This is a genomic window from Paenibacillus sp. MZ04-78.2 (assembly GCF_024213375.1).
In the GTDB taxonomy this organism is placed as follows: domain Bacteria; phylum Bacillota; class Bacilli; order Paenibacillales; family NBRC-103111; genus Paenibacillus_G.
Window position 1 is genome coordinate 56,136 of sequence record NZ_JANAVJ010000018.1, and the last position, 15,963, is coordinate 72,098.

A 15,963-nucleotide genomic window follows, 5' to 3' on the forward strand; every position below is an offset into this window, starting at 1 on the left:
CGAGCATACTCAAATCTGAGTTATTATGACTTAAGGACCGAGCTATCTTATACATATTGAGGAAGCAGCGGTCCTGATAAAGTGAGTATCCATAAGTAAAAAATGGTTTAATATACTTGGAAATTTGAGCTCAATAGGCATTTTTATTAACAAATCCATTGATAATCGTCTTCCAAATAATCTTGATATCGAACAAAAAGCTCCAATTCTCAATGTAGAAAATATCGTATTTGATTCGATCCTCTATGGACGTATCGCCGCGCAGCCCGTTGGTTTGAGCCCAGCCGGTGATCCCGGGGCGAATATGATGCTTCACCATGTACTTTGGAATTTCTTCCTTAAATTGCTCTACGAAATAAGGCCGTTCCGGCCGGGGGCCGACCACACTCATATGCCCGAACAATACGTTGAAAAACTGTGGCAGTTCATCCAAGCTTGTTTTACGCAAAAACGTTCCGAACTTTGTTTTGCGCGGGTCATTTTCTGTCGTCCATTTGGTATCGGAAGCTTGTTCTGTTTGTACTCGCATGGAGCGAAATTTATACATCATAAAATTCCGTCTATTCAATCCGACGCGCTCCTGCTTAAAGATAATCGGTCCTGAGGAGGTGATTTTCACTCCGATTGCAACAAGAATCAATAATGGCAGCGTAATAAGGATTGCAGCTAACGAAAATGCAATATCAAAGGCTCGTTTGAAGAAGCGATTTCTAAATTCATCCAGTGGAATGTCCCTGACATTAATTAACGGAATGCCTGCGAAATTATCAAAATACGGCTTGGACGGAAGATAATCGAAATAATCAGGAATAATTAACGTTTTGACTCCGGCCTTTTCGCAAATATTGATAATTTTTCCAAACTTATGATGAGCATTCAGTGGAAGAGCAATGATCACTTCATCAATTAATTTCTTTTCCAGAATGACCTCAAGTTCATCGACCCGGCCAAGAATGGGCTTGTAGTTTTCAAAACGGGCTTCATGGCAATCATGAAAATCATCCAGGAACCCAGCTACTTCATAACCTAACTCGGGATGCTTCAACAAATTCCGATAGAACCTTTTCCCGATCGAACCGGCGCCCAGAATTAGTACAAATTGTTTATTGTATCCCTTCTGCCTCAACCGCTTTAAAGAGGTCTTAAGGATGTAGCAATAAAAGCTTATGGCCAGTATATTATTTACCAAAAACAACAGCAAGAAGGAACGCGAAATGTCAAGCTCTTTAAAAATAAACAGGAAGCTTAACAAAATTAACAAGCTTATCGTATAAACCTGAATGATCGTAAACAGCTCATAAGAAAACTTTTTCCTGCGCTTCGGCGTGTAAAAGTTGAATGAATAGCTTAAGAAAATCGCTATCCCGCCGTATATTAAGCTCCACAAAGCATAGTTATGAAATGGGAGCGGATTATCTGAGGGAATCCAGCCGCTTTTAAATTTCAGCCACCATGAAAATAAGAAAATGAGTTGCACACAAATAAAGTCAGTAAAAGCATAAATTTGTGATAAAAACCCCTGACTTTGCCGTACCATTTTCTCACCTCACCGATCCAAACCGATTTAATAATAATGAAGTCAATAATTTCACTGTAATTCCTGCATACACAAGACCATTCACAATAAAAGAGTACTTTTTTCGATAGTGCTTCTGATGAAATAAATACATGGCGCGGTGGAACTCGTAGATGATTTTGAAAGGCTTGCGACGACTGCTGGCGCCTTTATAATGAATGATCTGAGTGTACGGATAATATTGAATATCCCATCCACCTTGTTTTATTCTATAACACCAGTCGATATCTTCGCCATACATAAAAAACTGTTCATCCAGCATCCCAACTTGATCAATAGCTTCTTTACGAACGATCATAAATGCACCGACCAAACAATCGACCGGATAATCTTGATCCGGGTCCAGATGGCTTAACTGATACTGATTATATTTCGGGTTATCCGGGAATAACTTCGAAAATCCAAAAGCATAATAGAAGGAAGCTGAAGGAGTTGGAAATCCCCGCTTGCATGCTTTGTCCAGCGATCCGTCAGGCAGTACTACTTTGCAGCCCGCCGCTCCGATGCTCGCATGTTGATCCATAAATTGTATCATCGTATGCAAAGTGTCCGGTTGAACAACCGTATCCGAGTTTAGCAAAAGAACGTATCGCCCTTTAGCTAATCGCATTCCTTGATTGTTCGCTTTGGAATATCCTAGATTGACATCATTGCACACCAAATGAACCATCGGAAAGTTCGCCCGGATAGCCTCCACGGAGTCATCCACGGAATGATTATCGACGAGGATAACTTCATAGGTAAAGGCGGTTTCCGACAAATAAATTGATTTCAAACAATTCAAGGTGAGTTCGCACGTATTGTAATTAACAATAATAATACTTAAGTCCATAAACTGACTCCATAAACTAGACATGTATTCCCATTATATCATGAAATACTTTTCAAAAGTATGACTGATCGGAAAGCATTATTTAAAATAACAGTAAATATTTTCGAATTGAGCTTTTCGTTTACCTTGGATTACACGCCTTTTCTGAACAGTGCGTTTGATTGTGGCAAAAAAATTACGCCAGCTCCCAAGAACTCCCGGTTCCCGGATGATGAAGTAGGCTAAACTTCCAATCTCATAGAACAGAATAGGGAACAAGTGTTTTAAGATGTACAGCCAATGGTCGTTTTTTACAATCATCTTATAACGATTAATATAAGAAAATCTGCGAACGCGCAAAGGAATTTTCGTCCTTGCCCCTTTTTTCCAACCTCGGTTATGGAAGGCTTGAGCAGTAGGGCAATACAGAGCTTTCCATCCTAAAAGACGACTCCGCCATGCAACGTCCACATCTTCTTTGTAAGCAAAGAAATCCTCGTCGAAAAACTCATCATCGATACTAACATCCCGAACCATACTGCTTGAATACAGTGCAGCGGCGCCCGAGACCCCAATTACATCTCCCTCTTCTTCCCACATGGAAGAGTCTTGCCCAGCCCCGCGATCGAAGGCTCTTCTAGACTTGGTAAATCGTAGACCTGTGCTGTCGATTTCATGAGGTGAATGCTTGAACAAAAGCTTGCCGGTGGCACTTCCCAACGAGGCATCCTGCTCCATCCGCTGGACCAGATAATAAACATAATCCGGATGCATCGTGACATCCGGATTAAGCACTAAATAATAGTCGCTAGCCGCCATTCGAATCGCTTGATTATGGCCTCCGGCAAAACCCGCATTCACCTTATTCGATACGATAGTTAAACGATCCGATTCAAACTCGCGCACCACATTCAGCGTGCCATCTTGTGAATCGTTATCTATAACTATAAGACGATCGATCGGGTAATTTTGTTTCAGTACCGCCTGAAGGCATTCTCGAATATAGGGCTCGCTGTTAAAGGTAACGATATGAACGCTAACCTTTTTCATAATGTAGAACTCTCCAATTTAGCCAGGAAATCTCTCAGCGCTTCCTGCCAAGGACGCAAATCTTCAAACCCATTCGTACGAATGGACAGATGATCCATCACCGAATACTTAGGCCGTGGAGCCGGTCTTGGGAATTCTTCTGTTGTGCAAGGCTCCACTGTAACATTTACGCCACTCACTTCAAAGATGGCTTTGGCAAAATCAAACCACGAACAAACGCCGGTATTCGAAGCATGGTAAATACCGTATTTCTCTGTTGCAACTAATGCCAATAAAAACTCAGCCAAATCTTCTGTAAACGTAGGCGAACCAATCTGATCGCTGACTATTTTGAGTTGATCCCGGTCCTTCGCCAACTTCAGCATGGTTTTCACAAAGTTGTTTCCATGAAGCCCGTAGACCCAGGAGGTCCGAACGATAAAATAACGAGAGCACAGAGATTGAACCAATGTTTCCCCGGCACGCTTTGATTTACCGTAAACCCCGGTTGGGTTCGTATTATCGTATTCCTTATAGGGAGATGTCGCTTGTCCATCAAACACATAGTCCGTACTGATATAACAAAGCTTGCTCCCGATCTTCTCCGCAGCTACTGCCAAATTGCGAGTACCCACTGCGTTGACCAAATAAGCCTGATCTTCGTCGCTTTCTGCTTGATCTACCGCTGTATAGGCAGCACAATGGATGATCACATCCGGCTGAACTAGCTCCACTTGTCGCAAGCATTGCTCCAAGTTCGTAATATCAAGTTCATGACGCCCTAAGCCTGTCACTTGATGCTGCTTTTGAAACAAAGCGACAACATCTTGTCCCAATTGACCGTTTGCGCCGGTTACCAGTACTTTCATTCTTAAACACCCAGCCTAGAAGCATATTGCTTGTTGTAATACTCTTGATACGCCCCCGATTGGATTCGCTGCCACCATTCTTTATTGTCCAAATACCAGGAAATCGTCGCTTTAATCCCCGATTCAAAATGGTATTTCGGCTTCCATCCGAGTTCATTCGTAATTTTGGTTGCATCGATCCCGTATCTACGGTCATGCCCAAGACGGTCTTGAACGTAAGTGATCAAAGATTCCGGTTTGCCAAGCTGCTCCAAGATTGTTTTTACAATTTGGATGTTCGTTCTTTCGTTATTACCGCCTACGTTGTACACTTCACCGCTAACTCCATTATGCATGACCAAATCAATGGCGCTACAATGATCCTCAACATACAACCAGTCTCTAATATTCAAACCGTCTCCATATACAGGGAGCTGCTTGTCGTTAAGAGCGTTGGAGATCATTAATGGAATCAGCTTCTCCGGGAAGTGATACGGACCGTAGTTGTTGGAGCAACGGGTAATATTCACGTTCATCCCAAAGGTTTCATGATACGCCCTAACGATCAAGTCACCGCCGGCTTTGCTTGCAGAATAAGGGCTATTTGGCGACAGTGGTGTCGATTCCATAAAGAGACCCGTTTCTCCCAAAGAACCGTATACTTCGTCAGTCGATACTTGAACGAACTTGGTAACGCCATATTTCTTGGCAGCGTCAAGCAATACTTGCGTGCCCAAGACGTTGGTTTTTATAAAGATTTGCGGATCCAGAATACTGCGGTCCACATGAGATTCCGCGGCGAAATTGACTACGATGTCGATTCCCTTCTGGAACAGCTCGTCTACAAGCTGCATATCTGCAATATCGCCTTTAACAAACGTATAGTTCGGGTTATTTTGTATGCTGGTCAGATTCTCCAAATTCCCCGCATAGGTCAGGGCATCCATATTAACAATTTGGTAATCCGGATATTTATTAAGCATGTAGATAACAAAGTTGCTGCCAATAAAACCGGCGCCGCCAGTAACCAATACTTTCATGATTAGCCTCCGTTATTCGAAATTAATCTCCGCATCTTTAAGAACAGGATGCTTGCCGTCCTTATCGGATAAAATCGGATTAGCCGTCGGCCAATCGATGCCTAACGCCGGATCGTTCCACGCAATCCCACGGTCATGCTCCAGCGAGTAGAACTCATCTACTTTATATAACACTTCCGTATTCGGAACCAAAGTACAAAAACCATGAGCAAAACCTTTTGGAACCAATAGCTGCCTTTTATTTGCCGCGCTTAAGATGACTCCAACCCATTGTCCGAAGGTAGGCGAGCCTTTCCGAATATCTACGGCTACATCGTAAATAGCCCCTGCAGCCACACGGACCAGCTTTGTCTGGGCCTTAGGATTCAGTTGAAAGTGAAGTCCTCTCAGAACTCCCGGTTCTACAGATAAGGAATGGTTATCTTGAATAAAATCATAGTCAATGCCGAGTTTTTTGAATTTCTCGCTATTGTAGCTTTCCATGAAAAAGCCGCGATTGTCACAATAAACAACGGGTTCGACGATGACCACGCCCTCGAGATTTGTTGGGATAATGTTCATATGTTTAAACCCTTCCTAAAATTAACATGAATTTAAAAATGAAATTCTCTATTGATGATTGTCTGTAAACTTCACAATTAAACGTATAAAATATCCTATTTAAAAAGTTACTCTTATATCGGATAAACTTATAAACTACCTTCTTTTTTTCTTCAGTAAGATCATCCCCAAACAATCGAAAACATTCAACTGCTTGATTAACTAAGATGTTCTTATTTGTTTTTTTAAAAAATCTAAGCAATTTATTTTTCCATTTCCTAAGAAAGTTTATGTCTCCCCCTATAGTGTTATTGTCATGCTGTCTATATAAAATAGTTGGTATTTTATCATAAACAACAACACCAAAGGCAGACACTAATAAATATGTCCACCAATCGTGCATAATAATTTTGTCAACATTTGGTTTTTTCTCTAAAAGCAGATTTCTTGCCGCTTTATTAATGACAACCGTACAGCCGACAGCAATATTTTCAGCTAGCGCATTTGAAAATGATAATGATTTTGATGGAATTCTTGGCCAGAAACCTATATATTCTAATGAATCATTAACTAATTCAGTTCTGGAGCAATACATTGCCGGTACATCTTGTGGTATCTTCTCGAGCACGTCAACAGCCAACTGAATTTTGTTTTTTTTCCAAACATCATCTTGATCGCAATAAGCATAATATAAAGCACTTTCTGAAGATAATTGAAGAAGAGAAAAAAAACTTCTTATTACTCCAATATTCTCACCTATAAAAAAACTAATACGATCTGGATGTATCTGCGCAAAATTTTCAATGAGATTAATAGTCCTATCTTCTGAACCATCATCACGGATTAGTATGCTCAAATCACTATAATCCTGAGCAAAAAGGCTATCTAAAAGTTCGGAAATATATTTTTCTCCATTGTATGAGGATAGTAACACTTGTAATTTCAAAATGTAACCACCTTTTTCAGAGATATTGGATTATGAATTTGTGTTAAGCAAGTTAAGTAAATACTGCCCGTATTCATTATTTTTTAATGGTTGGGCCAATTCAAAAAGCTGTTCCTTATTTATATAACCCAATCCATAAGCGATTTCTTCAATACAAGCGACTTTCAATGCTTGCCTATTTTCAATTGTTTCAATAAATTGTGAAGCTTTAAGTAAAGATTCGTGAGTTCCTGAATCTAACCAAGCGTAGCCTCTTCCTAGCAATTCAATATTCAGTTCGCCTTCTAGCAAATATTCTTTATTGATGTCAGATATTTCTAATTCTCCTCGTTCCGAGGGTTTTATTTTTTTAGCTATTTCAATAACTTTATTGTCATAAATATAAAGACCCGTTATAGCAAAATTTGATTTGGGATATTTGGGTTTTTCTTCAATTGACACCACTTTTCCGTTATGATCAAATTCGACAACACCAAATCGCTGTGGTTCTTTTACTTGATATCCAAAGATAGTTGCACCTTTAAGTTGTTTTATAACATTTCGAAGTAGTGAGGTTAAACCATGGCCATAAAAAATGTTATCTCCTAAAATTAAAGTTACATTGTCATTACCAACGAACTCTTGTCCAATCAAAAAAGCCTGAGCAATCCCTTCTGGATACGGCTGGACTTTGTACGATATCGATAAGCCTAATTCACTCCCATCATTAAATAGTTTCTGAAACAAGTGAATATCGTGGGGGGTGGAAATTAGTAATATATCTCGAATTCCTGCTAACATTAAAACAGAAAGAGGGTAGTAAATCATTGGTTTATCATAAATAGGAAGTAGTTGTTTGGAAATTGCCTTAGTCAATGGGGTTAATCTCGTTCCAGTTCCACCTGCAAGGATGATTCCTTTCATTTTTATACCCATTCCTTTCGCCTCGCTCAAGGCACAAAACGAGATGAAATCGTTTTGCCCTTGAGCGAATTTTTGTATTCTAAATTCACAGGGATACCAGTCAACTACAAATCACGCGGAGGTGAGTGGGCTACTCCAATCAGTGGAGTGACCGCATATTTATATGTGTAGATTGCCTTTCCAAGCACAAATAAGTGTGACGCAAGAGCACGCAGACTTATCTTTGTATAAACATGACTCGTTTATTGCTGGGCAATCAGTCAATGCTGTCTATCCCTGTATATCTTGGAGAGGAGCACTCCTTATGGCTCTAAAAATTGTCTACCCCATCTGCTGCGGCATCGACGTCCACAAAACCTTTGTCGTTGCCTGTATCGCATCCACCAATAGCAAAGGGGTCACTACCTACAAACGCCATCGCTTTTCTACCTATACGAAAGGGCTAAAAGAGCTGTCACAGTGGCTTTGTGAACATAACTGCAAGGATGTCTGCATGGAATCTACCGGGAAATACTGGATTCCCGTGTTTAATGTTCTTGAGAATTCCTGTAACATCACGCTTGCACATCCCAAATACGTCAAGGCGATTCGCGGTAAAAAGACGGATAAGAAAGATGCCCAGTGGATTGCTGATTTGTTCAAGCACGATCTGGTCGCTGGCAGCTTTATGCCTCCCTTACCCATCCGGCAGCTTCGTGACTTGATGCGTTATCGCTTTAAGCTGACTAACTTTGCGTCAAGTGAGAAAAATCGGCTGCAAAACAGCTTGACCGTTTCTAACATCCAGCTTGGAAATGTGGTTTCAGATACCTTTGGCAAGAGCTCCATGAACATCATTGACAAGCTCTTGGAAAACCCCCAAGACACCGCTTTTGACATCGAACCTTTGATCCACAGTTCCATGAAGGATAAACTTTCTGAACTGGAACTCGCCATTGACGGTTTTATTACGCCAGAACAGGCGGGAAAATTAAAGGTGATTAAAGGGCACTATGGAGACCTGAAATCCCGTAAAGCGGAGCTGGAAGCCCTTATTCTTTCTCTTGCCGAGTCCTACCTAGACGAAATTAACTTGATCTTAACTGTTCCGTCCTTCAAAAACATCTTTTCCGCCATTGCCGTGGTTTCGGAAATCGGTGTGAACATGGACGTGTTCCCGACAGCTAAGCATCTATGCTCCTGGGCAGGACTTACACCCACAAATAACGAGAGTGCCGGCAAGAAAAAGTCAGTAAGGATTTCAAGAGCAGGCTGTTACATCAAGCCCTTTTTGGTACAGTGTGCCACCGCTGTGGTCAAAAGTGAAAAGCATCCTGAAATCCGAAACCGCTACTTAAAACTCAAAAAACGTCGAGGCCACAAGCGCGCCATTATTGCCATTGCACGCATGCTGCTAACAGCGATCTACCACATCTTGAAGAACAAAGAACCCTACAACGCAGAACTGTATAAAAAGTCGGATGTTCTTCCAGTTGACCGTGAAATTACGGTTGAGCAAGCCATTTTAATAGCAAAAGCTCAGGGTTATCGCATTCTACAAATAGCCACCTGAATCATAAAAATAACCTAAATTTACCGAACAAGTCGTCTTTTCGATGGCTTGTTTGCTATGCCATTCTACATGAGTGCGATCAGTTACTATTGATTTCAGACTTTCTCCTCCATTATTCTAACTATCGTTTCAGCTCTTTTTTTCCAAGTATTTTGTTGTAAAAAATCTGTTATTTCTTTTTCAGCGGTTTTATTGACTGGATTTATTATTAAATCTAGTATTATTTGATGCAACTCATCGTAACTGCTGTATAAATAAACATATTTCTCAAACTTAATTGTTTCTGGATATTTTACTATGATACAAGGTTTATTAAAAAACAAATACTCATAGACTTTAACTGGATCTACCGAAAGAACTAACTCATTCACTTTAAATGGCATAATAAATGCATCAGCATTTTGGACACAATTAAATAAATCACTATGATTAACCGGGCCCAGGAACTTCAATCGTGGATGAAAAGGCATAGCAGTCTCACAAGGACCTACGAGAGTAAAAATAACGTCACTTTGGGAATTTAATATTTTTAACAATATTTCAAAATCGAACCATCCAGCAATAGTACCAAAATAAAAAATATTGAAATACTCCTTACTAGGTTTGAATTGTTTTAATAATTGAGTCTCAATTATTCCTATACCATTATTAACCACATATAGGTTTTTTATTACTCCTCTCTTATTTAATTTTTCCCCCAAAGTTTTTGATGATACAAAGACGAAATCACTTCGATTAATTAATTTTTCCTCTAGATCCCCCATATATTTACTTGTTTTGGAACTTTGGGGGAAAGCTAACATGTCATCCATGCAATCATATATTACTTTAGTAGATTTAGGTACTTTATCTAGATTAACAAACTGTAAAATTAAAGGCGAGGTAATCCAAAGTGTGTCGTACTCGGATGAATATAATCTTTTATTTTTAAAGTAATTAAATACGATCTCTAGTAAATGTATGATCTTAAATCTAGATGAAAAAGGAAATTTGTAAATAACAAAAGAAGGATTGAACCCTTTATTTTGAGTTAATCCTTTATTTTTAAAATTTTTAATATAAAACAAGTTAAGATTATAATACCGTTGTAGTTCCTCAGCTAAAAAATGAGGTCTTTGCTTTATCCAACCCCAGTCGATATGCATAAAATAAGCTATTTTTCTCACAATAATCCACTCCCGTAGAGATTATTGCAACTCATTCAATGTTGCAAAATATATCTGTCGACAAAACCTAGTTAAAAGACAAGATTATAGACCTATTTCTATAATGATTGAAATATAGGGAGGGCATTGATCCTGTATTCACCATTCCTAATCCCCAGATTAAAGGGAACTTCCTACTGTCTCGATATTCCTCCATTTACCGATCTTCAATATTAAAATATTATTTTACGACGGTGCTTGAACTTTCTTGATCGTAACTAGGTCATCGTATATACTTTGCTTTCGTACAGTAAATCCTAATTAAACTTTACAATAATTGAGTTTAAAAACATTCGCTAGTTTTTGATATAACCACAGTATACTAATGAATACAGTGGAATCAAATATAACATTAAATAAGAATAGATGCTTTTCTAATTCATTTGTACCGTCCCCAATAATACTAACAACAATTTGAACAATAGACATAATCCCTAATATTGCAATGCCCTCTAATTTTATTTTTTGTGAACTCTCCTTACTTTTGTAATATTTGAAAAGCAGCACACAAAAATACATAGTAAAATATAGATATATAAACCAAGGCAATTTCCCTAAAACATTTTTCTTAAAACTACTCCACAAATCATTAAAATGGCTTTTCCCTTTAGGCATATTTTCTTTTTTCTCAAAATTGCCCAAGTAATCCGGACGTAAACCATATAGTTGATCTGTGTTATTATTTACGACCTTAAACAATCTAGATGGATCATTAGCATACAAAAAAGCAATCTGTGGTACCGAAGTTTTTTCCAACTGTTTGAAAAATTCCTCCTCAAGTTCCATTGGTTTATTTTTAGAAAACCAAGCTGTATTTTTTAGTAGAGCGTACTTAGGATCCATTCCAAGCTTCTTTAAATCTTCTTCTGGATGTTCCGAATATTTTATTAATGAGGAAAAAATACTATCATACTTATTTATCTGCATGACAGTCCCTGAAGTGTTGTTATACACCAATATAGATATACCCAAAGTAAGAATAGACATCAATAGAAGCAGGAACTGTTTCAACCTCTGACGATAATTCCAAATTAAACGGATAAGATATATTGAAATTAAAAAACCTAATGGACTGTTTTGGGATTTTGCAGTAATGAACAAGGATGAACTAATAAAGAAAAAGAGAAAGTTCAAATAACTATACTTAGAATCATTTATTATTTTCAAAAAAAATAAAATCGTAAAGATAAAAAAAATGAAAGAAGTCGTTTCGCTATAAAATGAATTAAAATAAGAAAAATAGCCGATATCACAATAAATCAGAAAAAACAATATCGCCGATATATATTTATACTTAGTATATGATAGCAGGCGAAGCAGTATATAGAAGGACAATAAGAAAAGAATTAAATGAATAGCTCCTAAGATACGAATATCATAAGTGTCATTAACAAATAGTTTGTTGATCCATACGCTAGCCTTGACAAATAAATTTGTTGATGAAAAATATTTTTCTGTAGTAATAGGAAGCTGTGGGCTAATGGAAAATGTTCGATTGACATAATTAAAATACATATCTTCAGCATCTTTTGATAGATATTTTAGCTCTGCATCTTCCATGATTCTAACAAAATCACCGTTATTAGCAAGTCCAATCACAGGAGCTACTAGTATCTTTAAACCCAATATCGCAGCCACTAAAGAAATAATAATAGCATTAAAATAACGTTGAATAATAGCCAATTCGAAAACTCCTTTATTTTCTCAAGTTTCTTCAGTTCTCATTCTCCATGATCTGTAACCCGTATCCAGTCAGGCACTATTACTTTTCATAGAAAAAACGGCTTCGCTCTACTGAGTGAATAGAAACGAATCATAGTTTCATTACCCTTCCGCCTTTAAGAGAATCTCAGAGTTTGAAACAACCCTCAGGGAGAACACATGATCTCTGTTTCAAACTCTGAAGCATGGTATCAAGGCAGTTTGTACTTAACGGGCTTTGAACATTGGAAGTTGGCTTATTGACGGCCATTAGACCATGGCGATCAGATTTCTACATTGCGGTAACCTCTACCCGTCGTTTGGCTGCTTGCGCCAGACCATTGATGCCTTCGAGCAATCATTATTCATCTTGCTCTGAAACCATCGTAAAATGCCTTACTCATGCAGTTTGATCGTCTTGGCCAACCTGATGATGGGCGCAAACTTTGAGTGGATAGTCCATCTAATCCATTCCATCCCCCAGGATATGCGGGATGCTACAGAAATCCTGTAAGGCCAGCTTTAGACGATAGCCCGCGCTATCCGTAGGTTGCTGTCCTTCAGAAGCCGTAATGTCATTCTGATCGACTTTGAGATTTGCCTCGTTATTTAGCCAGATATATTTCCGGCGTCTGCTCTTACTCTTGAATCCGTACCACGATGGCTTCTCCCCGGCTTCTTCACATGAAATTTGTCAAATACGTTCTCGGCATCAGAGAAATACTCCTCGCTACCTCAGATAAAGAAAGGTTCCATGTCATAACATACTACTTCAAACTGCATGAGGCAGATCCTTTGGTAGACTATGTGGTGCGAATTGAAGCGCTCCAGAGTATCCGTGCCTTTGCTTCTACTGCAAACAGCACCGCTTCATCTTGGATATATCGAGTTCGTCATCGCCTTGTCGACGTAGTGATAGAAGATGCTGCGCCACATCCGCGTTTCATGCTGAACTCACGGGCTGCAGCGTTGACGGGCATTTCGGCCATCAACCGTATCGCCCCTATGTTTCAAAGAGCAAGATGAGATGCGATAGCGCTCTTGCCCATTTCACCGCAGCTTGTGTTGTTTTATTACAGGTTCTACCCTTTACCCGTGGCAGTTTGGCATCCATCATGTTATCACGCCGTAAAGTCAACCACTCATCCTTTTTTAGCGGCTTTACGATTCTATCTTCTGATTTTTAAATTCAGTACACTCGCAAGTCAATTCTTCTCTCAGTCACCATGAAATGTCAGACAAACGGCAACTCCTACATGTGGACAAACTTTTATATATCGTCACGATTCAGCGCTATCACCACTATGTTGGAGCATTGAAACGGGATATGGTTATCTCAAGGAACCGCCGGGTTCTGGTCATTATTAGCTGCTTACAAGCGGTCTTGGGCAAGGCTGTCCTTTTAATTACGTGTCGAACTTAGTAGTAGCTATGTAACTTATTTATCTCCCTCACGTGTTTCAACTTATCGGAGCTATACATGATTCAGCAAAACTAAGTAAGAATTAATCTCTGTAACGTAATAAAAAAAACAAACCAATAAATACACCTAACCATAAAGTAACCAATCGGGCTATTAATGTTAAAGAGATAGCAGTTGATTTATCGATTTGAAAATAAAGAAATAATCCTGTCATACTTACTTCCGTTGCTCCAAGTCCCCCAGGCAACATTGATATGGCACCCGTAAGTGTTCCTAGTGAAAAAATAAATAAATTATGAAGTAATGATAAAGACAAACCTAGAGTATTTGTTATAATATATAAGCTAAGAGCTTCCAAAAACCAAGAACAGCTACTAAGGAATATTATATATAAGAGTGTTTTCCAACCTAAAAGACCGAATATTGTAGTATATAGTTGTTCAATTTGTACTCTTCGTTTTTTCAAGAAAGACAATTTACAAATATAATCTATTATTCTCAATGACAGTTTTTTTGACTGAAGGACAGCAGTAATGAGTAACATGAAAAAAAGTGCTAAAAAAAACAATATATAACCATATGAAAATACGAAGATTGATAAACCAATTATGATTAATATTCCAAAAAAATCCGAAAACCATTCCATAATAATAGCTGGGGAGGAATAAGAAATATCAATTTTGTATCTTTTCTTTAAAATATAGGCTTTAAATAACTCCCCTACTTTACCTGGTGTGATAGACAATGCTCGGCCAGCAAAAAAAATTGAGAAGCTTTCCGAAAAACTTATCTTTATATTTATTGCATTAATAAGATAGTTCCATTTAATAAAACGTATTATATAACTACAACACACTATTACTAAAGCTAAGATCAGTGATTTTGTATCAATTTGTAATATAGTATTAAATATCACATTAACATCACCAAAAAAAGCAAAAACAATAAAAACCACTACTCCGATAATAATTCCCAAAACTATTTTGGATTCGATTTTTTTCTCTTTCTGTTCCACATTTTCACACCTAACCAAATGTTATATAAAATAATATCGCTATTATCAATCCTAATAGTAAGCCTCCTAAAATTTCAATTTTGGTATGCCCCATTCTTTCTCTCAATTTATCTTTTTTAACCAATTCAAGATGCACAGCTAGATTGTTTAAAAACTGAGAATGTTTCCCAACCTGTATTCTAAGACCTGATGCATCGAACATAATAATAAGCAATACCGCTAAACCTAACCCAAATATCGGGCTGTTTACTCCTTCATTTATTGCAATAAGTATTGTTGGGGTTGCTATAACTGTAGTATGTGTACTTGGGAATCCTCCATTACCGATTAATTTGCCGGCCTCGTTTTTAAATCTAATGTAATTGATCATGAATTTTATTGTACCCGAACAAACCCAAGCTACCAATGGAGCTAAATAATAAGGCATTGTTAACCCACTTTCAATTTAATCAAAATAATTCAAAATTATGAATACCAGCAACGCATACAAAATTACAGTGACCAGTACATGCTTGTCTTCTAATAAAACCTTTTCCGGACTTCCACCTTTCTCTTCCATATGAATAAGGTAAATATATCTAAAAATACCGTATATAACAAAAGGAATAGTCAACATTAAATATATTGTGTGCCCAGATGTAAATGTGAATAAGGAATATGAAATAATAGCCCCAGTAATAACTATACTATTCAATTGATCAACAAAACTAATTGAATAACTTTCGAGTACCTTTCTATGCGCACTTTTGTTTCTTTGTAAGAGACTTAGTTCATGTCTTCGCTTACTTAGGGCTAAAAACAATGCAAGTAACATAGTACAAATAATAAACCAAGGGGTAAAAGGCACATTAATTATTAGACCACCCCCAATGGCCCGAAAAACAAATCCAGATGCAATGATCATTACATCTACAATAACTACATGTTTCAATTTAAAAGAGTACGCTACATTTAATACAAAATATAAACTAAGGATTACACCAAACATTATATTTTGATTAAAAGCAAAAGCTAAAGAAAAAAGCAATAGTATAGCCCCAACGCAAATGGCAATGTATGGATTAAGTGCACCAGATGCCATCGGTCTATATTTTTTTTCTGGATGATTACGATCTGCTTCACGATCAACAAAATCATTTAAAATATAGACACAACCTGATACGAAGCAAAAAAGAAAGAAACCAATTAGAGATTGAAGAATCATATGAAAATTAGTCACTTTAAAAGAAAATAGGGGAGCTGCAAATACTAAAATATTTTTTGTCCACTGTTTTGGACGTAATTGTAAAAATAATAGCGCTAAAGTATTGGATGATGTCCCAAGCTTTTCTTTACTTGTAGTTGATAAATTAGTCAAAATAGTAATTCCTCCGT

The 15,963-nt window shown here is 37.9% G+C and carries 15 protein-coding genes; 2 read left to right on the forward strand and 13 right to left on the reverse strand.

From position 1 onward, the window contains the following. Positions 1-130: 130 nt before the first annotated feature. The 8 genes from NLX71_RS14820 to rfbA all read right to left on the reverse strand — a co-directional run bounded on the left by NLX71_RS14820 (position 131) and on the right by rfbA (position 7,693). Positions 131-1,537 (reverse strand): undecaprenyl-phosphate glucose phosphotransferase, encoded by a 1,407-nt coding sequence (locus NLX71_RS14820; RefSeq protein WP_254364465.1) that lies wholly within the window; start codon positions 1,535-1,537, stop codon positions 131-133. A 4-nt stretch (positions 1,538-1,541) separates the two neighbouring features. Further along, positions 1,542-2,408: a glycosyltransferase family 2 protein gene (locus tag NLX71_RS14825; RefSeq protein WP_254364466.1), complete on the reverse strand. Its 867-nt coding sequence runs from the start codon at positions 2,406-2,408 to the stop codon at positions 1,542-1,544. Positions 2,409-2,486: 78 nt separating this feature from the next. Beyond that, positions 2,487-3,437 carry a glycosyltransferase family 2 protein gene (locus NLX71_RS14830; RefSeq protein WP_254364467.1) on the reverse strand — a complete coding sequence of 317 codons (951 nt, stop codon included), beginning with the start codon at positions 3,435-3,437 and terminating at the stop codon, positions 2,487-2,489. Beyond that, the gene (rfbD, locus tag NLX71_RS14835; RefSeq protein WP_254364468.1) at positions 3,434-4,285 is read right to left on the reverse strand and encodes a dTDP-4-dehydrorhamnose reductase; all 852 of its coding nucleotides are present in this window, start codon (positions 4,283-4,285) and stop codon (positions 3,434-3,436) included. The genes NLX71_RS14830 and rfbD overlap by 4 nt, the downstream gene beginning before the upstream one ends. A 2-nt stretch (positions 4,286-4,287) precedes the next feature. Further along, entirely contained in the window at positions 4,288-5,304 is a 1,017-nt protein-coding gene (rfbB, locus tag NLX71_RS14840; RefSeq protein ID WP_254364469.1) for a dTDP-glucose 4,6-dehydratase, read from the reverse strand. 12 nt (positions 5,305-5,316) lie between these two features. After that, entirely contained in the window at positions 5,317-5,865 is a 549-nt protein-coding gene (gene rfbC, locus NLX71_RS14845) for a dTDP-4-dehydrorhamnose 3,5-epimerase (RefSeq protein WP_254364470.1), read from the reverse strand. A gap of 4 nt (positions 5,866-5,869) precedes the next feature. Then, positions 5,870-6,790, reverse strand: coding sequence for a glycosyltransferase family 2 protein (locus NLX71_RS14850; protein ID WP_254364471.1), 921 nt, complete (start codon positions 6,788-6,790; stop codon positions 5,870-5,872). A gap of 30 nt (positions 6,791-6,820) precedes the next feature. Beyond that, a complete protein-coding gene (gene rfbA / locus NLX71_RS14855) occupies positions 6,821-7,693 on the reverse strand; it encodes a glucose-1-phosphate thymidylyltransferase RfbA (protein WP_254364472.1) in 873 nt (290 codons plus the stop codon). A gap of 304 nt (positions 7,694-7,997) precedes the next feature. On the opposite strand from rfbA, the gene NLX71_RS14860 reads away from it, so the two are divergent. Further along, positions 7,998-9,245: an IS110 family RNA-guided transposase gene (locus NLX71_RS14860; RefSeq protein ID WP_254364473.1), complete on the forward strand. Its 1,248-nt coding sequence runs from the start codon at positions 7,998-8,000 to the stop codon at positions 9,243-9,245. Positions 9,246-9,340: 95 nt separating this feature from the next. Here the strand turns inward: NLX71_RS14860 and NLX71_RS14865 are convergent, their stop codons facing one another. Next, positions 9,341-10,411, reverse strand: coding sequence for a glycosyltransferase family protein (locus tag NLX71_RS14865; protein ID WP_254364474.1), 1,071 nt, complete (start codon positions 10,409-10,411; stop codon positions 9,341-9,343). A gap of 300 nt (positions 10,412-10,711) precedes the next feature. Next, entirely contained in the window at positions 10,712-12,133 is a 1,422-nt protein-coding gene (gene wsfD / locus NLX71_RS14870; protein ID WP_254364475.1) for a glycan biosynthesis hexose transferase WsfD, read from the reverse strand. A gap of 702 nt (positions 12,134-12,835) precedes the next feature. Between wsfD and NLX71_RS14875 the strand changes: the two genes are divergently transcribed. After that, complete coding sequence (locus tag NLX71_RS14875; protein ID WP_254364476.1) at positions 12,836-13,177, forward strand: hypothetical protein; 342 nt, start codon at positions 12,836-12,838, stop codon at positions 13,175-13,177. Positions 13,178-13,656: 479 nt separating this feature from the next. Here NLX71_RS14875 and NLX71_RS14880 read toward each other — a convergent pair whose 3' ends face one another. Genes NLX71_RS14880 through NLX71_RS14890 form a run of 3 tightly spaced genes read right to left on the reverse strand, consistent with a single transcriptional unit; the run spans position 13,657 to position 15,946 of the window. Further along, positions 13,657-14,589, reverse strand: coding sequence for a lysylphosphatidylglycerol synthase transmembrane domain-containing protein (locus tag NLX71_RS14880; protein WP_254364477.1), 933 nt, complete (start codon positions 14,587-14,589; stop codon positions 13,657-13,659). 10 nt (positions 14,590-14,599) lie between these two features. Beyond that, complete coding sequence (locus NLX71_RS14885) at positions 14,600-15,016, reverse strand: divergent PAP2 family protein (protein ID WP_254364478.1); 417 nt, start codon at positions 15,014-15,016, stop codon at positions 14,600-14,602. A gap of 18 nt (positions 15,017-15,034) precedes the next feature. Then, a complete protein-coding gene (locus NLX71_RS14890) occupies positions 15,035-15,946 on the reverse strand; it encodes a decaprenyl-phosphate phosphoribosyltransferase (protein WP_254364482.1) in 912 nt (303 codons plus the stop codon). Between the last annotated feature and the right edge of the window lie 17 nt (positions 15,947-15,963).